Annotated in this window: 19 protein-coding genes and 1 tRNA gene; 13 read left to right on the top strand and 7 right to left on the bottom strand. The window is 63.9% G+C overall.

The features are described from left to right. Positions 1-136: 136 nt before the first annotated feature. The 4 genes from OOZ51_RS05770 to OOZ51_RS05755 all read right to left on the bottom strand — a co-directional run bounded on the left by OOZ51_RS05770 (position 137) and on the right by OOZ51_RS05755 (position 5,815). Positions 137-1,870, bottom strand: coding sequence for an acetyl/propionyl/methylcrotonyl-CoA carboxylase subunit alpha (locus OOZ51_RS05770; protein ID WP_265978226.1), 1,734 nt, complete (start codon positions 1,868-1,870; stop codon positions 137-139). Beyond that, the gene (locus OOZ51_RS05765; protein ID WP_265978225.1) at positions 1,867-3,504 is read right to left on the bottom strand and encodes a 5-oxoprolinase subunit B/C family protein; all 1,638 of its coding nucleotides are present in this window, start codon (positions 3,502-3,504) and stop codon (positions 1,867-1,869) included. The genes OOZ51_RS05770 and OOZ51_RS05765 overlap by 4 nt, the downstream gene beginning before the upstream one ends. Beyond that, positions 3,501-4,259 (bottom strand): LamB/YcsF family protein, encoded by a 759-nt coding sequence (locus tag OOZ51_RS05760; protein WP_265978223.1) that lies wholly within the window; start codon positions 4,257-4,259, stop codon positions 3,501-3,503. Before OOZ51_RS05760 ends, OOZ51_RS05765 begins: the two co-directional genes overlap by 4 nt. Positions 4,260-4,423: 164 nt before the next feature. Further along, a complete protein-coding gene (locus OOZ51_RS05755; RefSeq protein WP_265978222.1) occupies positions 4,424-5,815 on the bottom strand; it encodes a flavin monoamine oxidase family protein in 1,392 nt (463 codons plus the stop codon). Between the two features lie 139 nt (positions 5,816-5,954). On the opposite strand from OOZ51_RS05755, the gene OOZ51_RS05750 reads away from it, so the two are divergent. Then, positions 5,955-6,629, top strand: a complete 675-nt coding sequence (locus OOZ51_RS05750) for a TetR/AcrR family transcriptional regulator (protein WP_265978220.1) — start codon at positions 5,955-5,957, stop codon at positions 6,627-6,629. Positions 6,630-6,688: 59 nt separating this feature from the next. On the opposite strand, the gene OOZ51_RS05745 is transcribed toward OOZ51_RS05750, so the two are convergent. Next, a tRNA-Leu gene (locus OOZ51_RS05745) sits at positions 6,689-6,771 on the bottom strand. 362 nt (positions 6,772-7,133) lie between these two features. On the opposite strand from OOZ51_RS05745, the gene OOZ51_RS05740 reads away from it, so the two are divergent. Genes OOZ51_RS05740 through pknB form a run of 7 tightly spaced genes read left to right on the top strand, consistent with a single transcriptional unit; the run spans position 7,134 to position 16,735 of the window. Next, entirely contained in the window at positions 7,134-7,877 is a 744-nt protein-coding gene (locus OOZ51_RS05740) for an FHA domain-containing protein (RefSeq protein WP_265978219.1), read from the top strand. 5 nt (positions 7,878-7,882) lie between these two features. Continuing rightward, positions 7,883-8,365, top strand: a complete 483-nt coding sequence (locus OOZ51_RS05735) for an FHA domain-containing protein FhaB/FipA (RefSeq protein ID WP_265978293.1) — start codon at positions 7,883-7,885, stop codon at positions 8,363-8,365. Positions 8,366-8,368: 3 nt separating this feature from the next. Beyond that, complete coding sequence (locus OOZ51_RS05730) at positions 8,369-10,120, top strand: PP2C family protein-serine/threonine phosphatase (RefSeq protein WP_265978217.1); 1,752 nt, start codon at positions 8,369-8,371, stop codon at positions 10,118-10,120. After that, positions 10,117-11,484 carry an FtsW/RodA/SpoVE family cell cycle protein gene (locus OOZ51_RS05725; RefSeq protein ID WP_265978216.1) on the top strand — a complete coding sequence of 456 codons (1,368 nt, stop codon included), beginning with the start codon at positions 10,117-10,119 and terminating at the stop codon, positions 11,482-11,484. The genes OOZ51_RS05730 and OOZ51_RS05725 overlap by 4 nt, the downstream gene beginning before the upstream one ends. Then, positions 11,481-12,938 carry a penicillin-binding transpeptidase domain-containing protein gene (locus OOZ51_RS05720; protein WP_265978215.1) on the top strand — a complete coding sequence of 486 codons (1,458 nt, stop codon included), beginning with the start codon at positions 11,481-11,483 and terminating at the stop codon, positions 12,936-12,938. Before OOZ51_RS05725 ends, OOZ51_RS05720 begins: the two co-directional genes overlap by 4 nt. Beyond that, on the top strand, positions 12,935-14,743 hold the full coding sequence (locus tag OOZ51_RS05715; RefSeq protein WP_265978214.1) for a protein kinase domain-containing protein: 1,809 nt from the start codon (positions 12,935-12,937) through the stop codon (positions 14,741-14,743). Before OOZ51_RS05720 ends, OOZ51_RS05715 begins: the two co-directional genes overlap by 4 nt. 6 nt (positions 14,744-14,749) lie before the next feature. Continuing rightward, positions 14,750-16,735, top strand: coding sequence for a Stk1 family PASTA domain-containing Ser/Thr kinase (pknB, locus tag OOZ51_RS05710; RefSeq protein ID WP_416346347.1), 1,986 nt, complete (start codon positions 14,750-14,752; stop codon positions 16,733-16,735). On the opposite strand, the gene OOZ51_RS05705 is transcribed toward pknB, so the two are convergent. Together OOZ51_RS05705 and OOZ51_RS05700 are read right to left on the bottom strand one after the other, a co-directional pair. Further along, positions 16,732-17,373 carry an aminodeoxychorismate/anthranilate synthase component II gene (locus tag OOZ51_RS05705; RefSeq protein ID WP_265978212.1) on the bottom strand — a complete coding sequence of 214 codons (642 nt, stop codon included), beginning with the start codon at positions 17,371-17,373 and terminating at the stop codon, positions 16,732-16,734. The two genes, pknB and OOZ51_RS05705, sit on opposite strands and share 4 nt — an antisense overlap. 170 nt (positions 17,374-17,543) lie before the next feature. Beyond that, entirely contained in the window at positions 17,544-18,269 is a 726-nt protein-coding gene (locus OOZ51_RS05700; protein ID WP_265978292.1) for a class E sortase, read from the bottom strand. 300 nt (positions 18,270-18,569) lie between these two features. Here OOZ51_RS05700 and OOZ51_RS05695 point away from each other — a divergent pair, with 300 nt between their 5' ends. From OOZ51_RS05695 to OOZ51_RS05675, 5 genes are read left to right on the top strand one after another with little or no spacing between them, the layout of a single operon-like run. Then, positions 18,570-18,821 (top strand): cell division protein CrgA, encoded by a 252-nt coding sequence (locus OOZ51_RS05695; protein ID WP_265978211.1) that lies wholly within the window; start codon positions 18,570-18,572, stop codon positions 18,819-18,821. A gap of 42 nt (positions 18,822-18,863) precedes the next feature. Further along, the gene (locus OOZ51_RS05690; RefSeq protein WP_265978209.1) at positions 18,864-19,373 is read left to right on the top strand and encodes a methylated-DNA--[protein]-cysteine S-methyltransferase; all 510 of its coding nucleotides are present in this window, start codon (positions 18,864-18,866) and stop codon (positions 19,371-19,373) included. Beyond that, positions 19,373-19,879 (top strand): RNA polymerase sigma factor, encoded by a 507-nt coding sequence (locus tag OOZ51_RS05685; RefSeq protein WP_265978208.1) that lies wholly within the window; start codon positions 19,373-19,375, stop codon positions 19,877-19,879. Before OOZ51_RS05690 ends, OOZ51_RS05685 begins: the two co-directional genes overlap by 1 nt. Then, positions 19,876-20,496 carry a methylated-DNA--[protein]-cysteine S-methyltransferase gene (locus OOZ51_RS05680; RefSeq protein WP_265978206.1) on the top strand — a complete coding sequence of 207 codons (621 nt, stop codon included), beginning with the start codon at positions 19,876-19,878 and terminating at the stop codon, positions 20,494-20,496. Before OOZ51_RS05685 ends, OOZ51_RS05680 begins: the two co-directional genes overlap by 4 nt. Then, positions 20,493-21,188: an alpha-ketoglutarate-dependent dioxygenase AlkB family protein gene (locus OOZ51_RS05675; RefSeq protein ID WP_265978204.1), complete on the top strand. Its 696-nt coding sequence runs from the start codon at positions 20,493-20,495 to the stop codon at positions 21,186-21,188. The genes OOZ51_RS05680 and OOZ51_RS05675 overlap by 4 nt, the downstream gene beginning before the upstream one ends. The last annotated feature ends 33 nt before the right edge of the window (positions 21,189-21,221 follow it).

Raw genomic sequence — 21,221 nt, 5'->3', positions numbered from 1 at the left:
ACCGAATGGCGATGCCCGACGGATTTTGCTGGATCACACCGTCCAAGCCTCGGACGCGGCCCGGAAATCCGCGCAAAAAACGGTGCCCCCTCGGGTGATCCAGCAGAATGTGCCGCCGCACCCCGACGCGAACGCCTCAGCCGATGCTCGCGAGCACCTCTCCGCGCCCGACGGCGGCGCCCGGCTCTTGCGGACCCCGCGCCACGGTGCCGGAACGGTGGGCCGGGACGGTGGTTTCCATCTTCATGGCCTCCAACACGGCCACGGGTTGACCTGCTTCAATGGCCGCACCGTCCTCAACCAGCCACTTCACCAGCGAGCCGGACATCGGCGATGCCAGTCCGGCATCGTCGGCCACATCCGGAGCCGGAGCCGTAGCAACTGGACCGCCGCCGCCGTTCATGAGCGCATCAAATAGGCGGACGGGGAGGCCAAGCTGCACCGCCTTGCCGTCCAGTTCCACTGTGAACGTGCTGCGTTCGGAACCAGGTGCCCCGCGTGCGATCTCGGGAGACGCAGCCAGCTCTTCGGCGAACTCCGTCTCGATCCACGTGGTGTAGACGCCGAGCTTGTCTTCCGAGGTGAAGGCTTCGTGGCGGACCACTGCCCGGTGGAAGGGCAGCACGGTGGGCAGTCCCTTGATCTGCATCTCGTCCAGGGCAGCCCGGGCGCGGCGCAAGGCCTGCTGCCGATCTTCGCCGCGGACAATCAGTTTGGCCAAGAGGGAATCGTATTCTTCAGGAACCACCGAGCCGGATCGAACGCCGGAGTCCACGCGGATGCCTGGTCCTGTGGGCGCTTCGAACACGTCCACGGTGCCGGGGCCAGGCAGGAAGCCTCGTGCAGGATCCTCGGCGTTGAGCCGGAATTCGAAGGCGTGGCCTGCCGGCTCGGGGTCCTCGGTGAGGGAGAGCACACCGCCTGCGGCGATCCGGAACTGCTCGCGGACCAGATCCACGCCGGACGTTTCCTCGGTGACAGGATGTTCAACCTGAAGGCGCGTATTGACTTCCAGGAAGGAGATGGTGCCGTCCACGGCCACGAGGTATTCGACGGTTCCTGCGCCGTAGTATCCGGCCTCGCGGCAAATGGCCTTGGCCGATTCGTGGATGAGGGTTCGCTGTTCAGGGCTCAGGAACGGCGCGGGGGCTTCTTCCACGAGCTTCTGGTTGCGGCGCTGCAGGGAGCAGTCGCGCGTACCGAGCACCACAACATTCCCGTGCATGTCGGCCAGGATCTGGGCCTCGACATGCCTTGGCTGGTCCAGGAAGCGCTCTACGAAGCATTCGTCGCGTCCGAAGGCCACCTTGGATTCACGGACGGCCGATTCAAAAGCGTCCTCGATGTCTTCCAGCCGTCTTGCGATCTTGAGCCCGCGTCCGCCGCCGCCGAAAGCCGCCTTGATGGCCACGGGCATGCCGTATTCCAAGGCAAAAGCAAGAACCTCAGCCGCGTTGGCCACAGGACCGTCGCTGCCGGGAACGAGCGGAGCCCCGGCGCGGACGGCGATCTCGCGGGCGACCACCTTGTTTCCCAGCTCCCGTATGGACTGTGGCGCGGGGCCGATCCACATAAGGCCTGCGTCGATCACTGCCTGCGCGAAGTCAGCGTTCTCCGACAAGAAGCCATATCCGGGATGGACCGCGTCAGCACCGGCGCGGCGGGCGACGTCGATCAGCTTTGCGATATCCAAGTACGTCTCGGCGCCGGTGGAACCGCCCAGCGCGTAGGCCTCGTCGGCAAACCGGACGTGGAGGGCATCGGCGTCGGGGTCGGAGTACACGGCAACGGACTGCAGGCCTTCGTCGGAGCAGGCTCGGACAATCCTTACGGCGATCTCGCCTCGGTTGGCGATCAGGACCTTTTTCATGGCTGGGTTCCTTCGGAGACAGCGCCGGCAACGGCAGGTTCAAGTGGTTCAAGGGTTGCGGGGTCCACGATCGTGAACCCCACGCGGTGGCCGGGCGGCAATTGCGCCGCCGTCGGAAGGTCTTCGGGTACGACGACGGCAATCACCGGATAGCCGCCCGTCACGGGGTGGTCGGCCAGGAAGAGGACGGGATGTCCGTTGGGCGGGACCTGGAGTGCCCCGGCAACAGCCCCTTCGCTGGGGAGCTCGCCGGCGCCGCGGTCGGGGTTTCGTTCGAGCGCACGGTTGCTTCCGGGCCTTAGCCGGACACCGATCCTGTTCGACTGCTCCGTGGTGATCCAGTCCTCCTGCGTGAGCGACTCCAGGGCGCGGGAATCAAACCAGTCGTCCCGAGGGCCCAAGGTGATGCGCAGTTGCGTAAAGACCGTTCCCAGCCGCAGCGTGGATTTCTCGGGAGCGCCAACCATTTGGAACAGCGGCGCTTTCCCCACGGGCAGGCGCATTCCGACAGACAGCGGTGCGGGTCCGATTCCTGACATCGAATCGCTCGAGCGGCTGCCAAGAACCGGCTGCACATCGAGCCCGCCACGTATAGCAAGGTAGCTGCGGGCTCCGAGCGATGGGGCGCCCAGAGTGAGGGTTTCGCCGTCCAACAGAGCGAAGGGTGAGCACATGGCGGCCCGGCGTACAGGAGCGCCCGATGCGTCCCGGATTTCCAGAGGCGCAACGGCTCCGGCGATGGCGAGCACTTGGTCGCCGTCGGCTTGGACAGAAAGTCCGCCCAGCACATTTTCGATCACCGCAGCACCGGGTTCGTTGCCCACCAAGCGGTTGGCTTGGCGCGTCGATTGTTGATCCACGGCGCCCGCGGCTGAAACTCCCAGATCTCCCAGTCCGGGGCGGCCGAGGTCCTGGACGAGCGATTGCAGCCCGGGTGAGTCCACCACCAGCGCGGGTCCGGTGACCCCGGGGGCTGCGGGAGGTGCTGCGGGAGGTGCGGGAGTCAGCTCAACGGCCTCGCGGACCGCCACATACCGGACCCTATCTCCCGGGCGGACAAGCGCCGGCGACTCCCGCTCGAGGTCCCAAAGGACCGCCGTCGTACGCCCGATCAGCTGCCACCCGCCCGGGGACTGCCGCGGGTAGACGGCGGAGAACGTCCCGCCGAGCGCTACTGAACCGGCTGGAACAGCGGTGCGGGGCGAGCTGCGGCGGGGAACGTCGAGGGTGTGGTTCTCGCCGAGCAGATACGCGAATCCCGGGGCGAATCCGCCGAACGCGGCGGTCCAGAGTTGCCCGGCGTGGGCGGCCACGACGCCGTCCGCCCCCAGTCCGGTGAGCATGCCCACCTCGGCGAGGTCCTCGCCGTCGTACACCACCTCAATGGTGACTTGGCGGGGATTTTCTTGCGGCACCTCGTGCAGGTCAACATGCCCGACGGCGGCGCGCGCCGCGAGTGCCTCGGCGTGCGTGCCGAACTTGAGTAGTACGGTCGCTGCCGCGGCGATCGCGTCGAGCTGGCCGGGCAGCGGCTCTGCAAGCAGCCGGGAATGAAACGCCAGCACGGAGGCGAGGTCGGAGAGTTCCACCAGCAGAGCGCGCGGACCTGCCCAGCGTGTTCCTGTGATGCTCAAGCGAAGCTCCGAACGGTGACGCCGGCGGCTTCGAGCCCGCTGCGGACGGCGGCCGCCATGGCTACGGCGCCGGGAGTGTCTCCGTGGACGCAGATGCTTTCGGCGTGGACGTCCAGCACGGAACCGTCGCTGGCCGCGATTTTGCCCTCGGTTGCAAGGCGGACCATGTTCTTGGTGATGGCAGCGTAGTCGTGCAGCACGGCACCCGGTTCGCGGCGGGATACGAGGGTGCCGTCAGGCTTGTAGGCGCGGTCGGCGAACGCCTCGGCTACGGCACGGAGGCCTTTCCCTTCAGCTTTGGCGAGGGCTACCGAGCCCGGCAGAAGAAGGAGTGGAAGACCGGGACTGAAGGCATGGACGGCGTCGACCACTGCCTGTGCGTGGACCTCGTGGTGGACGATCGCGTTGTAGAGGGCGCCGTGCGGCTTGACATATTTGATCTCTGAGCCTGCCGCGCGGGCCAGGGCCTGGAGCGCGCCGAGTTGGTAGAGAACGTCCTCGGCCAGTTCCGTGGCAGCGCAGTCCAGGAAGCGTCGTCCGAAGCCTGCGAGGTCCCGGTAACCTACGTGTGCGCCGATGGTCACTCCGGCGGCAACGGCCTCGCGGCACGTACTGGCGATGGTGCTGGGATCTCCGGCGTGGAATCCGCAGGCCACATTGGCGCTCGACACGTATCGAAAGACGGCGGCGTCGTCGCCCATGGTCCAGTTTCCGAAGGATTCTCCGACGTCGCTGTTGAGGTCGATATAAGGCATTGTGATCCCCGTCTCAGGTTGAATACTCCACTATCATGCCTGAAACGCCAAGATTGTTCAACAATCTTGGCGTTGGGGATCGGGGACGGACTTTCAGACGTGAGGTCTCGACGCTTTCAACGTGCGAAAGAGCCGAGACCTCACGTGTGGATTTGTTCAGCTTCCTAGGCCACCGGTACCGCGGCGACGCGGTTGTTGGCGGTGACAATCCGGGCGGCCGTTGCCTGGCCCATCCGGACTGCGCCGTCCACGTGCTGGTAGCCCTCCGCAGCCAAATCGGAGGAAGACCAGTAGATGGGTCCAACGTTGGCGTGCTGGTCCTTGCCGTAGCGGTGCAGGCCACCCAGATCGTAACTTGCCGCGTAAGCTCCGCGGGTCCATTCCTCGGAACCCCAATCGGATTCGTAGTAGACCTCGGTGTCCAGGGCCTTCTCGCCCAGGAAGCCGGCGATGGATTCAAGGACGGCCTTCTTGCGGTCCTCGGCGCTGAGTTCGAAGACGGCATCTGCCTTTTCGTCCGAGATGAAGCCCACCAGGGTGCCGCGGGTGTCTCCGTAGTTTGTGTTGTCGTAGACCTCCTGGACCAGGGCGCCAGCGCCAAAACCCGTGCCGGACAAGCCATCTTCGCGCCAGAACGGCGTGCTGTAGACGGCGTGGATCTTGATGACCAAGCCGAGGGACTGGTGCTGGTGCATCTGGTGTTGACGGCGCGGCAGCGGCGGGTTGAAGGAAACGCGCGAATAGAGGTTCGGCGGGACCGCCATGATGACGAATCGCGCGTTGACGGTTGCGCGCTCGGACTCAACAGTGACGCGGTGGCCCTCGCCGGCCGGCTCCCAGTTTAAAGTGCGGACCGGGCTGTTAAGTACGACGTCGTCGCCCAGTTCCGCGGCAATCAGCAGGGAGACCTGCTGCATGCCGCCGATAACGCGTTTGTCCAGGATGAAGTCTTCGTCGGTGAGGTTGGAGAAGGAACCTGCCGAAGCCGCCATCAGCACAGCCTGCAGCGCCGAGAAAGCGTGGGCCGGCTTGGTGAGCATTCCGCCGGCGATGAAGAGGCCGATGTTGTTGCAGGCTTCCTCGTCCGTCGAGTTCTGGCGCAGCCAGTGGTGGAAGGAGATGGTGTCCAGCTCGCGCGCCTTGGGGTGCGCCCAGGGCTCCTCGGCGCCAATCTCTGCGGCGAGGCCGTCCAAGATGGCGGTGAGCTTGTCCATTTCGGCCGCAGTGGTCTCGCTGACCGGGAAGGAAGCCCCGGTGTAGCGGGTGCGGCTGCCATCCGGTGCCAAGTACACGGATTCGCCATCACGGTAGCGGGAGTACATCTTCAGGCCGAGTTCGTCCAAGAGACCCATGAGGACGGTCTGGTCCGGGGACACCCATTGTCCACCGATTTCCAGCACGGCCCCGTCAATGGTGTCGGTCCACGTGCGGCCGCCGACGCGGTCACGGGCTTCAAGCACCGCAACACTGAGTCCGGCCTTCTTCAATTCGCGTGCGGCCGTCAACCCCGACGGACCGGCGCCGACAATTACGACGTCGCGATCAAGATTCAACATGATGTCCTTTCTGTGGCCGTCCCCGTTGGCTGACCAATAAATGAATGACGTTCATTTATCTCAACTGTAGCTGGATTGACCACGGCTGTGAAGACCCCAGTGGAATAATGCTGGTGACAAGCCTCCAGAAAGGTCAGCGATGCCCGCACCCACCCCCGCTCCCGGCGAGACCAAAGCGCGCCGCAGGGCGGGCCGGCCGATGGCGTCGGTCCTTAACCAGGACGGAATTACCGCTGCGGCGCTTGAACTGGTCAGTAAGAAGGGCTACGACGGCCTCACCATGGCCGCACTCGCCCGCTCCCTTGGTGTGGCGCCGTCGGCCCTCTACAACCACGTGTCCTCCAAAGACGAGGTCCTCAAGCTGGTGGAAGAGGATCTGATGTCCAAAGTGGACTTCGGCGGTTTCAGCACGCTGCCCTGGGAAGATGCCGTACGGCAATGGGCCTATTCCTACCGCGGTATTTTCGCAAGGCACACCCCGCTCATCTCGGTGATCGCGGTTCTTCCGGTGACAGACGCCCCACAGACCCTCGCCATGTACGAAGCCGTGACCGAGGGATTCCTACAGGCGGGCTTCCCGGAAAAGCAGATCATCCCGTGCATCGTGGCACTTGAGGCCTACATTTTTGGAGCTGCTTTCGACGCGAACGCTCCGGCGGACATTTTCGATTCCGGCCGGCTGGCGGACTCCACTCCGCACTTCACGTCGGCTGTCCGCAGCTTGGGCCCCGAGCGGAACAACTACCCTTCAGACCTCGCGTTCAGCATGGGCTTGGATGCGCTGATCGCCGGGCTCGGGGCGCTGCGGGTGTAGCAGTCCGTCAGGTTAAACAAAGGAACCCCGATCCAAAGACCGGGGTTCCTTAAATTGCGTGCGCGAGGGGGGATTTGAACCCCCACACCCTTTCGGATACTGGCACCTGAAGCCAGCGCGTCTGCCGTTCCGCCACTCGCGCGCAACTTCTTCCGCCCGGGCCGTACCAGGTTTCCCCGGCCTCACCCCTGCGAAAGCAGCGAGATCAAGCATAACGGACAATCACTTGAAAACACCAATCGACCAACGATGGGGCCGTAAAAACCCCGCAAATCCGCGGACTGTCAGGTCCTCACAGGATGCGGAAATCACGCAGGAAGCGAACCGGGACAGGGCGTGCAAGCGAACTTTTCCGGCCTTCCGGGCGTTGTGGAATAAGGCCATTCACAGTCTTGCCCAGTAGTATCGGGATTGAGGACAGTGTCTCTGCGTGCGCTCCGGCAACTGCAGCGATTCGTCCTGACTACTCATACTGCAGGGCAACGAAACGGAAGGAGAAGGACCATGGGTTTGCTTGACAGGGTTGAACGCGGCATCGAAAAGGCCGTCCGCGGCGTCTTCTCCACCGGATCGCGTGCGCGTGTGGAGCCGGTGGAGATCGCCAGCAAACTGCGCCGCGAACTGGACAACAAGTCCATCACGATCGCAGCTGGCCGTACCTTGGCACCCAACGTCTTCGAAGTCCTCTTGAGCAATGAAGACTTCGGTCGCGCCCAAGAGTGGGGAACTCCCCTGGCCGAAGAACTGTGCGACGTCGTGATTCAGCACGTGCGCAGCCAGGGTTACATCCTCCAGGGGCCGGTACGGATTTCCTTCGTTCACGACGAAGCCCAGCGCGAGGGCCACCTCGAAATCACCTCCAGGACTGAGAAATCCAACGGGTCCGCCGCGCCTGCTGCTCCGCGGCCCAATGTCCCCGCAGCGCCGAGCCGCGAACCCACAAGACCCCAGCCCGTCCTGGACATTGGCGGACAACGCTATTCCCTCAACGCACCGTCCGTCGTGCTGGGCAGGTCCTCCGAGGCCGACATCCTGGTCGACGATACCGGTGTCTCGCGCAGGCACTTGGAAATCCAGACAGCGGCCGGAGTGGTACGCGCTGTCGACCTAGGTTCCACCAACGGAAGCTACGTCAACGGCCACAAGGTGGACGGCAGCGTGGAACTTACTGACGGATCCACCATCACCATGGGACGGACCAAAATCATCTTCAGACTTCTTTCCCTGCCCGCTGGTGGGCGCCCGTGAGCGACATCAGCGAACTGACTATCACCGCACTCCGTTTCGGCTTCCTGCTGCTCCTGTGGGTGCTGATCTTCAGCATCGTCTCGACCATGCGCCGAGATCTCGTGATCGGCCGCAAAGCAGCGATGGGAACGCCGACGGCGCGCGAGGTTCGAAAGCATCCCGAGCTCGCTCCTGCGCCGCCCCAGCCTGTGAAGCAGCATGCGCGTCAGCTCGTCGTGGTCGAGGGTCCGCTCAAAGGGACCACCGTTCCATTGGCCGCAAGCCCCATCCTGCTGGGCCGGGCACAAGAGGCCACGCTGGTCCTTGAGGATGACTACGCCTCGGGTCGGCATGCGCGCCTTTTCCCCCAAGGCAGCCGATGGTTCATCGAAGATCTCGGCTCCACGAACGGCACCTACCTCGCCGACCAACAATTGACCCGCGCCCTGCCCGTGGAGCTTGGCGTCCCCGTGAGGATCGGCAAGACGGTTATCGAATTGAGGGCGTAGCCCATGGCTTCCCCCCAGACTTCCGAGGGCAAGGCCCTGCCTCCGGAACCGTCCATGATCATGCGCTACGCGGCGCGCTCCGACGTCGGGCGTGTCCGCTCGAAGAACGACGACTCGGCCTATGTCGGCCGCCATCTTGCCGTCGTTGCGGACGGCATGGGCGGGCATGCGGGCGGCGACGTCGCCTCGGCATCCACAGTGCTGGACATGATCCACCTTGATCACGACTCCTATCCGGACGGCGCAGAAACGGTGTTGGCGGACGAAATCCAGACCGCCAATTCCCTACTCTCCGAGCTTGTCCATGTAGACCCGAAGCTCGCAGGCATGGGCACCACCGTCACAGCCCTTCTCCTCGAAGGCAGGCGGCTGCACTTCGCGCACATCGGCGATTCCCGCGCCTACCGCTTGCGCAATGGCAAATTCGAGCAAATCAGCGTGGACCACACTTTCGTCCAAAGACTGATCGACGAAGGCCGGTTGCGCCCGGAGGAAGCTGAAACCCACCCGCACAAGAACGTTCTCATGCGCGTTCTGGGCGACGTGGACGCGAGCCCCGAACTTGACCTGGACGTGCTCGACGTCGAACCGGGCGAACGCTGGCTCCTCTGCTCCGACGGCCTGAACTATGTCCAAGGGGCAGTGGTGGAGCAGGTGGTTCGGGAAACCAAGGACCTCGCCGATTGCGCCGAGCTCCTCATTGAGCTCACCCTGGCCAATGGGGCTCCGGACAACGTCACTGTGGTGCTCCTGGAAATCGTGGAAGGGGCGGGCGACGGCCTCAGCACTGCCGCCGTCGAGGTCGTCACTCCCGGAACAGTCACCCCAGGAACAGTCGCCGCACCCAACCCAGCCGCGCCAATTGCAGACGCGCCGAAGGCCGGTCAGAGCAAGGAGACCACGCGCGACGGCGACTCGAAAGCGCCAGCCAAAGGCCCTTCAGCCACTAAACCTGCTCCCAGCCAGGCCTCGCCGACGGTCGTGCCGGCGGCCAAGCCGAGGGAAGCAACCCTCGACGCCGGAGCTTCCGCCGCCGCGGGTCCCGCCAAACCCGCCGGGGCAACTGAACCTCCTACGGCGACAGACCCCCACTTGGGCGAGCACCTGTCGGCGGAGATCCTCCGCGAAGAACTCTCAAGCCGGCCGCACGAGTTGGTGGGCGCTGCCGCTACGGCAGCCGAAACCGGTTCGATCCCTACTGTGGCTGGACGCAGCGTTGCGCGCCGCGCTGCCACGGTACTGACGCACAAGGCCGAACAGGACCGCCCGGAGGTACAACCGCTTGTCGCCCGGAGGCGGCGCTGGTTTACGCCTGTTGTCGCGGCTCTCTTGGCGATTTTTGTGGTCGCGGGGCTGTGGCTCGGATATGCATGGACCCAGACGCGGTATTACGTCGGTGAATTCGACCACCGCGTGGCGATCTTCAATGGCATTTCGCAAAGCCTTGGCCCGTTCCAGCTCTCAAAAGTGGAGGCCGTTACCGAGATCCGCGTGGACTCATTGCCGGAATACTCGCGGCAGAGCATCCGCCAGACCGTTCCGGCACGCGACCTCGCTGATGCCCAGCAGATTGTGAAAAACCTGCAAGATACGGGCACCACCGGTCTGCCAGCCAATTGCCCCACAGGCACGCCCAGGCCGACGGCGAGCCCCACGGCCACGGCAAGTCCCGCGCCGGCGAGCCCAAGCCCTTCGAATGAGCCGACATCGTCACCCACGTCCACGCCGGTTCCTTCTTGCGCGGTGTCCCCATGATTCAGGCCCTAACCATACCCAGGCCGCGCCGGAATGTGGAGTTCGTCCTCCTGATCGTTTCCCTAGCCGTGGGAATCGGTGCAAGCGCGATGGTCGGACTCAACAGCGCGGCCGCTTTCGACAGCGATTTCTGGTTCCAGTCGAGTCTTCTGGTAGTGGCCGCATTCGCTTTCCATATGGTCCTGAGGTTCCGCGCGAAATATGCCGATCCGATTATGCTTCCGATCGTGGTTGCGCTCAACGGCTTGGGGCTCGCCCTCATCCATCGCATGGACCAGCCCGGAGAAGACACCGGCAACAACCAGCTTCGCTGGACCCTCCTGGCCATGGCCGTGTCAATCGCCGTGATCTGGCTCCTCAAGGACCACCGGCTCCTTCGTCGTTTCACCTTTATCGCACTGGCGGCCAGCGCGATTCTCCTGGTGTTGCCCCTCGTTCCCGGCATTTCCGCCGGCGAAGTGCTGGGCGCCAGCGTCTGGATCCGGCTGGGTCCCATGACTTTCCAGCCGGGCGAGATCGCCAAGATCACCCTAGCCATATTCTTCGCGGGCTATCTTTCCTCCAATCGGGATCTCATCCTGCTGGCCGGCCGCAAGATCGGCCCAATGCAATTGCCCCGTTTCAAGGACCTTGGCCCGATGATCACGGCGTGGCTCGTGAGCATCGGCATTCTGGTCTTCCAGCGGGACCTCGGCACCTCAGTCCTCTTCTTCGGCTTGTTCATCGTCATGATCTACGTGGCAACAAGCCGCATCAGCTGGGTGGTCATCGGCCTCGTACTGATCCTGGGTGGCGGATTCCTGGCATCGAAGTTCTTCGCACACGTCGCATTCCGCTTGGACAGCTGGTGGAACGCGTTCACTCCGGAAGTCTTCGACCGGTCCCCCGGCGGTAGCGGACAGATCGTCCAAGGCCTCTTCGGCATGGCCGACGGCGGCCTTGTAGGCACGGGGCTCGGACAAGGCAGGCCGGATCTGGTGCCCTTCGCCAACAGCGACATGATCATCGCGCTCATCGGTGAGGAACTGGGGCTGATCGGTCTCTTCGCCGTGGTGTTGCTCTATATGCTCCTCTTCACCCGTGGTTTCCGCGCAGCCCTCGGCGCGCGGGACGCGTTCGGCAAGCTCCTCGCTTGCGGCCTGTCCTTTGCCATCGCGACTCAGTGCTTCGTGGTGATCGGCGGCGTCACGCGGCTGATCCCGCTCACGGGGCTCACCACGCCCTTCCTTGCGGCAGGCGGTTCCTCCTTGCTTGCCAACTGGATCATTGTGGGCCTGCTGCTCATGATTTCCCACACCGCGCGCGGCCCGGTGGACACAACGCCCATTACCCATGCCCCCACAGAGGCGGTGAAGACCCCATGAACCATTCCATACGCAACTCGTGGATGGCAGCCGTTGCCATGTTCGCCCTCCTCTTCGGCGCCATCAGCTATGTCCAGGTCATCGGCGCCGGCGACCTCAATGACAATCCATGGAACCAGCGCGCCGTCCTGGCGAACTACTGCAACGACCGCGGCGCCATCATCGTGGGCGGCAAGCCCATCGCCGAATCCGTTGCCGGGGACGAAACCTGCAAGTACCAGCGCAGTTACGCGCAGCCGGAGCTTTACGCTGGCATCACGGGATACTTCTCCAGGACCTATGGATCCACCGGACTTGAGCAGCAGCTCCGCGATGAGCTGGCTGGCAGCTCCGATCAACTTTTCCTGGACCGCGTCAGCCAGATTTTCCTCGGCAGCCAGCCGAAGGGTGCCTCGGTGGAATTGACCATCGATCCCGCGATCCAGAAGCTCGCCTACGACCTCATTCCCGACGGCCAGCGTGGTTCGATCGTGGTCACCAATCCGAAGACGGGCGCCATCATTGCCATGGTCTCCAAGCCGTCCTACGATCCCAACCTGATCGCCACGCATGATTCTGCGAAGGAAAAGGCAAGCTACGAGCAACTCAACCAGGTTCCCGGGATCAACCTGAACCAATCCGTGAGTGGGCCCACGGGTGCGCTGCTGGCGCCCGGTTCAGTGTTCAAGCTCGTCGATACAGCGGCCGCCTTGAACTCCGGAAAGTACAACAAGGACAGCGTGCTGCCGAACCCTGACAACTTGCCGTTGCCGGGCTCCAATGCATCGCTGCCCAACTATGCCGGCGGCAACTGCTCAACCCGCAACACGGCCGATTTCGCCTTCGCCTTGGAGCAGTCCTGCAACACTCCGTTCGCCAGCATCGCTCTCGACTTGGGGCAGAAGGCCATCGCGGACCAGGCAAACAAGTTTGGCTTCGGGCAGGATTTCGGGGACCTCCTCAAGCTCCAGTCCGCTGTCAGCATCTTCCCCAAGGACCTGGACCAGGCGCAACTCGCCCAGTCCGCCGTCGGGCAGCGTGACGTCAGGGCCACTCCGCTGCAGATCGCGCTGATGACCGCGGCAATTGCCAATCATGGAGTCCAGATGAAGCCCAGCCTCATTAAGACGGTGCGCGCCCCCGACCTCCGCGTCATCAGTGAACCCAAAGCCGAGACCTTGCGCACCTCCACCACGCCCGAGATCGCCAGCCAGATCACATCGTGGATGACCGACGTCGTATCCAAGGGCATCGCAAGTGGCGCTGCGGTTCCCGGAGTCCAGGTGGCCGGCAAGACCGGCACCGCGCAGTTGGGCGACACGGGCCTGAACAACTCATGGTTTACCGGGTTCGCCCCGGCCAATGACCCGCAAGTGGCCGTCACCATTGTCATGCAAGGTGTTGACGTGTCTACCGGCGCAAAGCTAACCAGTCCGAACGCGAAGAAGATTTTTGAGGCGGTGTTGAATAAGTGAGACCTACGTCAGGAATCACCCTCGGCGGCAGGTTCCAGCTGACCAGTCGCATTGCGATTGGCGGCATGGGAGAGGTCTGGAGGGCCAAGGACCAGATCCTTGGCCGAATCGTCGCGATTAAGGTACTCAAAGAGGAATATACGGGTGACCCCGGGTTCCTCCAGCGTTTCCGCGCGGAGGCCCGCCACACCGCATTGCTTAACCACGTGGGGATCGCCAACGTCTTCGACTATGGCGAAGAAGACGGATCCGCCTACCTGGTAATGGAGCTCGTGCCGGGACAGCCGTTGAGCAGCATCCTGGAACGCGAGCAGGTCCTCTCGCCGGACCGCACGTTGTCCATCATTTCCCAGACCGCCCGTGCGCTGGCCCCTGCGCACGCACAAGGCCTGGTACACCGCGATATCAAGCCGGGCAATCTCCTGATCACGCCGGACTTCCGCGTCAAGGTAACCGACTTCGGCATTGCACGCCTCGCCGACCAAGTCCCCCTCACGCAGACCGGCCAAGTCATGGGAACTGCCCAGTACCTGGCCCCGGAACAAGCCACCGGACAGACGGCAACGGGGTCCTCGGACATATATTCCCTCGGGGTTATTGGCTACGAAGCCCTCACAGGGCATCGTCCGTTCTCCGGTGAATCTCAGATCGCCATTGCGCTGGCCCAGGTCAACGACGCTCCGCCGCCCCTGCCTGAGAGCCTCCCTACTCCGGTACGCGCCCTAATGATGTCGATGCTCGCCAAGGATCCGAAGAACCGTCCCGCAGACGCGATCAAGCTGGCCGAGGCCGCAGAGGCTATCCGCGCAGGCGACATTTCCGCTGCGCACGCCGCCGTGCCTGGAATGTTGCTGTTCGAATCCGCCACAGGCCTCATCACCGCGCCGACTGACCTGGCCACCGCCCCCACGGGCATTGTCGCCTCGCCGTACGGTAAGGAAACGCGTTCGACGTCGACGTCGGCCCTTCCGGTGATCGGCGCCGCAGCAGCGGGGGCCGCCGCCGCAGGGGCTGCGGCCGAGGGTGGCAATGCCCTCTCCCGCGCCAATGCCCTGGCCGCCGAACGCAGCTTGGAGGAAGCTGACGAGCACGACCACTACCTCGCGGAAGAAGAAACATACGAGGAGGGGCCCCAGCGCAAGAAGCGCAGCCCGTGGACCTGGCCCCTCGTCGCGCTGATCGTGCTCCTGCTCTTCGCCCTGGTTGGTGTGATCCTGTCCCAGTCGGGGCTGTTCTCGCCAAAGAATCCGGCCCCGGCCACCTCGAACTCTCCGGTCCAAATCTCAAGCGCGCCGCCAAGCTCGGCGAGTCCGAGCGCCACGGAGACGTCGGCCGCCCCGACGCCCACCACACCCACTGCGGAGACTGTCAACCTGATCCCGGAAGCATACAAGGGCCAACCGTATGACAAGGTCCGTGCAGATCTGAGCGCGCTCGGCATGGGCGTCAACGGAGTCCAGGTCTTCGATCCCTCGACGCCGGGCACGGTCATCGACATCAACCCGTCCGGCCCCCAGCCCAAGGGGACCACCATCACCGTCAATTACTCCAAGGGTCCTCAGATGGTTTCGGTTCCGACCATTGGCAAGGGCGCCACCGAGGCACAAGTGCAGGCTGCCATCGAAGGTGCCGGCCTGCGCTGGGTCGCAGGTACCCCTGTTGATGGAGCAATCGGCCAGGCGCCTGGCACGTTTGTCAGCTCCGATCCCGCCGGCGGACAGAAAGTGCCTTCCGGATCCGTAGTTACCTACCACCTGTCCAAGTCGACCGCATCTTCGTCTCCTTCTCCTAAGACCACCCCGTAGGACACCATGACGACCGGACGCTCCACGCCTGCCCACAGAGAGGACAGCACTCCAATGACAAACCAGCGCGTCCTCAACGGGCGGTACGAACTCGGTGAATTGCTCGGCCGTGGCGGTATGGCGGATGTCTACAAGGGCACCGACACCCTGCTCGGCCGAACCGTGGCGGTGAAGCTGCTCCGCGCCGATCTTGCCCGCGATCCGCAGTTCCATGCTCGCTTCAAACGCGAGGCCCAGGCAGTGGCGGCCCTGAACCACTCCTCAATCGTGGCCATCTTCGACACCGGCGAGTACACGGTGTCCGGTGGTCCGGGCGAGGACGTCCGGGTCCCCTACATCGTCATGGAATACGTGTCCGGCCGGACTATCCGCGACCTGATCCGTGCCAAGGAACTGGATATCGATCAAGCCATCGAGTTCATCCTTGGCGTCTTGTCCGCTCTGGAATACAGCCACAAAGCCGGAATCGTCCACCGCGACATCAAGCCGGCCAACGTCATGGTGTCCGGGGATTCCAACGACGTCAAGGTCATGGACTTCGGCATCGCCCGGGCCATGGCTGACTCCGCGGCTACCATGACCCAGACCCAGGCCGTGGTTGGAACAGCCCAGTACCTTTCGCCCGAGCAAGCCCGCGGCGAGACCGTGGACGCCCGTAGTGATCTGTACTCTGCGGCGTGCCTGCTGTTTGAGATGCTCACGTCCCGGCCCCCGTTCACCGGCGACAGTCCTGTCTCGGTGGCCTACCAGCACGTCCGAGAAATCCCCGAGCCCGCCAGCAGGTTCAATCCGGCAGTGTCGGAGGCATTGGACAGCGTCCTGGCCAAGGGCTTGCAGAAGGACCGTGCCGACCGTTTCCAGGATGCGGCTGCCTTCCGACGTGCCTTGCGTGCCGCCAAAAACGGCGTGGCAGTCCCTGCGTTTTCCCCGGGGCCCACGGACTCCCAGGAAGTAGTACCGTCGACGCAGCACCTTCCCGAAGGTGGCTTGGCGCGCGGCCTGACGGGCGCCGATTTCCTGGACAGCACCCTGAACGGGAGGCTGGGCAATGCCCAGGACGCCGGCGACCAGGACACCCTGTTGGCCCAGCATGCCGGCGAACAGGGGTCCGAGCCAGATCACGACGGCGCCATGCCGCTTGGTTTCACCCCTGAACGCGAGCGTTCCCCCCGGCAGAAGTCCCGCCGTCGTGCGTGGGCCGCAGTTGTGGTCATCTTTACACTGCTTGTCCTGGCTGGCGGTGGATTCTGGTTGTACAGCACCGTGAACCAGAGGCCGGCGCCGCCGGCGCTGGTCGCGGTACCTCAAGTGGCCGGCATGAGCGAGGCCATGGCATTGCAAGCGCTCTATGGCGCCAATCTCAGCCCGGAGTCGCGCAAGGTCCCGCATGACACCATCGCCAAGGGCACAGTGATCAACACGGACCCGAGCGTGGGGTCTCAAGTGGCGCCGAACTCACACGTCATACTGAACGTTTCAGACGGTCCGGTCTCCGTAACCGTCCCGGCGGGCCTGAGCGGCCTCACCGAAGCCGCGGCGCGTGACCTCCTGCGCCAAGCCGGCCTCGTGGGCGGGTCCAGCACCTTGTCCAATAGTCCTACGGTTCCCGCAGGCTCCGTCATCAGCACCAAACCGGCTTCAGGGGCGGTTGTGGGCGCGGGAAGCACTGTTGATTTGGTGGTGTCTACCGGCAAGGTGTCCGTGCCCCAACTCGTTGGTTTGAATGTGGCGGATGCCGAGGCCTTGCTCAAGGAGAACGGCCTGACGATCTCCGTCACCGAGCAGGAGAACTCGCAAGTAACGCCTGGAAAGGTCACGAGCCAGGGGGATGCTTTCAAGTCCCTTGTGGACCAAGGCAAATCCATTAGTGTGATCGTTGCGAAGGCTCCCGCCCCGCCCCCTAGCCCCAGCCCGACACCCTCCCCCAGTGATACCCGGAGCCGCGGAACGGGGTTGGGCGGCTTGGGCGACGTGGGCGGCTTGGGCGGTTAGCGCTGGATCAGGGGACTGAGGGTGGCCGCACGAGCGGCCGCACCGGGCATCCCGAGCGATTCGAGCCAGTTGCCGAGCATGAGGTAGCCACCTTCGGTGAGCACCGATTCCGGGTGGAACTGCACACCACACAGCGGTGCCGTGCGGTGCTGCAGACCCATGACAACCCCGCTGGCGGTTTCAGCGGTGATTTCCAGAACGTCCGGGATGCTCTCCCGCACAGCTGCCAGGGAGTGGTAGCGCGTGGCCGTCACCGGCGATGGCAGCCCGGCGAAAACGCTCTTGCCCCCGTGATGCACCGGTGAGGTCTTGCCGTGCATTAGCTCCGGTGCATGTGTGACGATTCCGCCGTACGCCTCCGCCAGCGCTTGGTGGCCAAGGCAGACGCCGAACATCGGCTTGTTGTTGTCGCCGCACCACTTGATCAACTCGATGCAGACGCCGGCCTCGGCAGGGGTGCCGGGACCGGGGGAGATCAGCACGCCGTCCCGTGCGTCGGCAAGCTCGATCGCCTCGGCGAGGGTGACGTCATCATTGCGGACCACTGTGGTTTCCGCGCCGAGTTCCTGCAAGTAGCCGACGAGGGTGTAGACGAAGCTGTCGTAGTTGTCTACGACGAGGATTTTTGTTGTGCTCATGGCTGCTGTGCTGAACCAATCGTTGAGTCGGTGAAGGTAGTGAAGTGTGACATCCAGGGGAAGAGGAACTGGACCATCAGGACAAGCGCGCATGCAGCGAGGGCCATTGATGTCAGGATACGAACCCAAAGGGGTCCCGGAAGGTGGCGGAAAATCCATCCGTACATGGCTTAGCCCTTTCCGCGCGTCTGCGCGACTTGCTTGGCAATATCCAGGGGTGGGCCGGCGGATGCGGGTTGCCAACTTTCCAGGACGGAGTACGCGATGATTCGTTCTTCCGCACCGAAGCGCGGATTGCAGCTGGTCATGGTCAAGTAGCTTTCGGTAGGCGTCGCACCAGGCTTTGTGGGGACCGGGAGGAGGACGTCCGTCCGCGAGGGCAGCACGATCTGGTTGTTGCGGAAAACGTATGTGTAGTAGCCGTCTTTGGTTTGCACATAGATTTTGTCGCCTGGTACCAGGAGATGGATGTTGTCCAGGACAGCGCCATGGGTCTGGCGGTGACCGGCGACTGCGAAGTTGCCGGGCGCCCCGGGCATGCTGGTGGTCCCGTAGTGGCCCAGGCCCAGGGTGTCCAGGATGTCGGAGCCGGTTCCCTCGATGATGGGCCGCGAATAATCAGGGCCGAATCGGGGAATGTACATGATGCCGATCATTCCGCCGTGCTCGGGTTCCTGCGCAACGACGGGTTTCCCGTAGTTCGGCGCTTTGGCAGGGTCAGCGGGGGCAACCGGTGCCACCGGTCCCGCAAAGTCCTTGGCGAATCCCTGGATGGCCTGGCTTTGCTTCGCGTCGGCTTCGACGTTGGTCCACCACAGCTCCCACGCCACGAAGAGCAACAGGATGACTCCTGCGGTGAGGAGGAGTTCGCCGATGATCTGGACCACCTTGCGCACAACGTCACCGGTGCTCGGCCGTCCCTTGCGTTTTCTCGAGCTGGGCCGCCGGGAACCTTCGACGCCGCTCCCTGTGCCGTCGTCGGCCACGGCAGCGGCCTGCTGCGTCTGCTGCTGCGCCACTGGATCTCCTCTTCACAGGCACGGACGCCCGACGACGAGCGGCCTCCGAAATCCGGCTAGACTTGACTGCTAGTACGAACCCGGAATTGCCGCGTGCACGTTGACCGCTGGAATCTTCCTTCCTGCAGGATATCAAGCTGGCGCGTGGCCATTCATTCACCCGGCCCAGGAGGATCCGTGCCCGAGTCCAAGCCCCGCAAGAGGGCCGCCCGCCCCGCCGAGGCGGCTACCACGCAGCAGTACAAGCCGAACCCCGTCTGGTACAAGCCAGTCATGTTCGGCCTCATGATCATTGGCTTGCTGTGGATCATCACTTTCTACATCACCGGTGGCCAACTTCCCGTGCCGGCGTGGGAGTCCTGGAACATCGTGGCAGGCTTCGGCATCGCGATTGTCGGCTTCCTCATGACCACGCGTTGGCGCTCTTAAGCGGCGACCTCACATTTCAGCCGCCTGCACCGTCTACTAGACATGACCACCAGGCACACCACCATTGATTCCGCACTGGGCCAGCTCACGCTGACTGCCCGTGGCGGGCTGTTGACGGGCATATTCTTCGAGGGTCACTGGCATATGCCGCCTCCGGAATTCTTCGGTCAAGCCGCCCCGGCCAACGACCCCCTGTTCCAGCAAACCGCCGCTGAGCTAGGCGAATACCTGGCCGGCGAACGGACGGTGTTCGACGTCCCATCTAGGGCTTCCGGGAATCCCTTCCAGGAGCGGGTCTGGGCCAGGCTCGAACAAATTCCGTATGGGGAAACCGTTAGCTACGGGGAACTGGCCACCGAACTTGGTGATCGCAACCTTTCCCAGGCAGTCGGTTCGGCGGTTGGCCGCAATCCGCTCAGCATCGTCATTCCGTGCCATCGGGTAGTAGGGCACGACGGGAGGCTCACCGGATACGCCGGCGGACTCGACAACAAACGGTTCCTCCTGGAACTCGAGGAACCAGCGGCGGCGAAGGAAAGCAAGCTCTTCTGATGGAGCCCAAGAAGCCGTTCGAGCTGATCGTCCGGGAGCACGGACCCACGGTGCTCCGTGTATGCCGTGCGGTTCTTGGCCCCCACGACGCGGAAGACGGCTGGTCCGAGACGTTCCTCTCCGCCTTGAGGGCCTATCCTGAGCTTCCTGCAGGCGCCAACGTCCAGGCCTGGCTCGTCACCATCGCGCACCGCAAGTCCATCGACATCGTCCGAACGCGGAATCGCCAGCCAGTTCCCGTAGACGTGCTGCCTGTGAGCCATTCCGGGCTGGGCATCCCCGGCGACGGCCATGCGGAAGTGCTCGACGCCGTCGGGCAGCTTCCACCGAAACAGCGCCAAGCGGTGGCCTACCACTACCTCGCCGGGCTTCCTTACAAGGACGTCGCCGTGCTTCTCGGCGGAACCCCCGACGCCGCACGTCGAGCGGGGGCCGACGGCGTCAAGGCGCTTCGCACCATCCTCGTCGATGGCTCCGTGAGCTACGTGAAAGAAGAGACCCCATGACCATCGACCACAACGAACCGGACGTCTCCGAGCTCCTCGCACCCTTCGATTCCGTGGAACCAGCCGTCCTCCAGCGACTCCACGACCGTCTCGCGGCGGCGGCCGCGGAACAACACACCCTCGATATCGCCTACCGCACCGTGGATTCCCCGATCGGCAAACTGCTGCTGGCGGCAACGGAGCGTGGCATGGTGCGCGTTGCCTTTGAAGTGGAAGACCACGACGCCGTGTTGCAACTACTTGCTGAAAAACTCAGTCCGCGAATCCTCTTCTCAGCTGGCCGCCTGGATCCGGCTGCCCGCGAACTGGATGAATACTTCGCCGGGATGCGCCACAATTTTGACCTCCCCCTGGATTTCAGCCTTTCGCGTGGATTCCGGCTCAGCGTTCTGGAGCATTTGCCGCACATCGCCTACGGGCACACGGAAAGCTACGCTCAGGTGGCCCTGGCGGCCGGAAGCCCGCGCGCCGTGCGCGCCGTCGGTACTGCCTGCGCCACCAACCCGCTGCCGGTGATCGTTCCTTGCCACCGGGTGGTGAAATCCGATGGATCGTTTGGCAACTACCTCGGCGGCACGGAGGCCAAGCGCACCTTGTTGGCCCTTGAGGCAGCATGAGCTCCGGGTGGACGGAACCGCTGTTTCCGCTTGAGTTGCCGGACGCGCCCGACGCCGGTCCGCGGGAGATCGCGCCGGGCGCCGTGCACGTTCCGGGCTGGTTGAGCCTTGAACAGCAGAGGTGGATCACGGCCCGTTTCGGTGAATGGAGACAGGGTCCCGTCCCCTTGCGTGCCGCCGTTCTTCCCGGCGGGCACCCGATGTCCGTCCGGACGGTTTGCCTGGGCTGGCACTGGCAACCCTACAAGTACACACGCGAGGCCTTCGACGTCAACGGACGGCGGGTCCTGGACTTTCCCGACTGGATGGTTCGGCTTGGCCGCAAAGCACTATTCGAGGCATACGGTGATGCCGCCGAAGCCGCCGGCTATACGCCGGACACCGCGCTGGTGAATTTCTACGACGACGCCGCCAAGATGGGAATGCACCAGGACAAGGACGAGAAGTCCCGGGCCCCTGTTGTGTCACTCAGTATCGGTGACAGTTGCGTCTTCCGATTCGGGAACGCTGAGACCCGGACCAAGCCGTACAACGACGTCGAACTGTCCTCCGGCGATATGTTCGTGTTCGGCGGTGCTTCGCGTTTTGCGTACCACGGCATCACCAAGGTGCTCCCCGGAACGGCCCCCGAGGGCTGCGGACTGCCCAGCGGGCGGATCAATATCACCATGCGCGTCACGGGGATGTCGTAGGGCTGGGGCACAATGTCAACAACAACTTCTACC

It is taken from the genome of Arthrobacter rhizophilus, from assembly GCF_026241105.1.
Lineage (GTDB): Bacteria > Actinomycetota > Actinomycetes > Actinomycetales > Micrococcaceae > Arthrobacter.
This window is presented reverse-complemented; position numbering and strand designations above follow the sequence as displayed.

Excerpts from the sequence above, each read along its gene's own strand:
- OOZ51_RS05770 (WP_265978226.1), bottom strand. The coding sequence starts at position 1,870 with ATGAAAAAGGTCCTGATCGCCAACCGAGGCGAGATCGCCGTAAGGATT.
- OOZ51_RS05760 (WP_265978223.1), bottom strand. The coding sequence starts at position 4,259 with ATGCCTTATATCGACCTCAACAGCGACGTCGGAGAATCCTTCGGAAAC.
- OOZ51_RS05755 (WP_265978222.1), bottom strand. The coding sequence starts at position 5,815 with ATGTTGAATCTTGATCGCGACGTCGTAATTGTCGGCGCCGGTCCGTCG.
- OOZ51_RS05750 (WP_265978220.1), top strand. The coding sequence starts at position 5,955 with ATGCCCGCACCCACCCCCGCTCCCGGCGAGACCAAAGCGCGCCGCAGG.
- OOZ51_RS05740 (WP_265978219.1), top strand. The coding sequence starts at position 7,134 with ATGGGTTTGCTTGACAGGGTTGAACGCGGCATCGAAAAGGCCGTCCGC.
- OOZ51_RS05730 (WP_265978217.1), top strand. The coding sequence starts at position 8,369 with ATGGCTTCCCCCCAGACTTCCGAGGGCAAGGCCCTGCCTCCGGAACCG.
- OOZ51_RS05725 (WP_265978216.1), top strand. The coding sequence starts at position 10,117 with ATGATTCAGGCCCTAACCATACCCAGGCCGCGCCGGAATGTGGAGTTC.
- OOZ51_RS05720 (WP_265978215.1), top strand. The coding sequence starts at position 11,481 with ATGAACCATTCCATACGCAACTCGTGGATGGCAGCCGTTGCCATGTTC.
- pknB (WP_416346347.1), top strand. The coding sequence starts at position 14,750 with ATGACGACCGGACGCTCCACGCCTGCCCACAGAGAGGACAGCACTCCA.
- OOZ51_RS05705 (WP_265978212.1), bottom strand. The coding sequence starts at position 17,373 with ATGAGCACAACAAAAATCCTCGTCGTAGACAACTACGACAGCTTCGTC.
- OOZ51_RS05690 (WP_265978209.1), top strand. The coding sequence starts at position 18,864 with ATGACCACCAGGCACACCACCATTGATTCCGCACTGGGCCAGCTCACG.
- OOZ51_RS05685 (WP_265978208.1), top strand. The coding sequence starts at position 19,373 with ATGGAGCCCAAGAAGCCGTTCGAGCTGATCGTCCGGGAGCACGGACCC.
- OOZ51_RS05680 (WP_265978206.1), top strand. The coding sequence starts at position 19,876 with ATGACCATCGACCACAACGAACCGGACGTCTCCGAGCTCCTCGCACCC.
- OOZ51_RS05675 (WP_265978204.1), top strand. The coding sequence starts at position 20,493 with ATGAGCTCCGGGTGGACGGAACCGCTGTTTCCGCTTGAGTTGCCGGAC.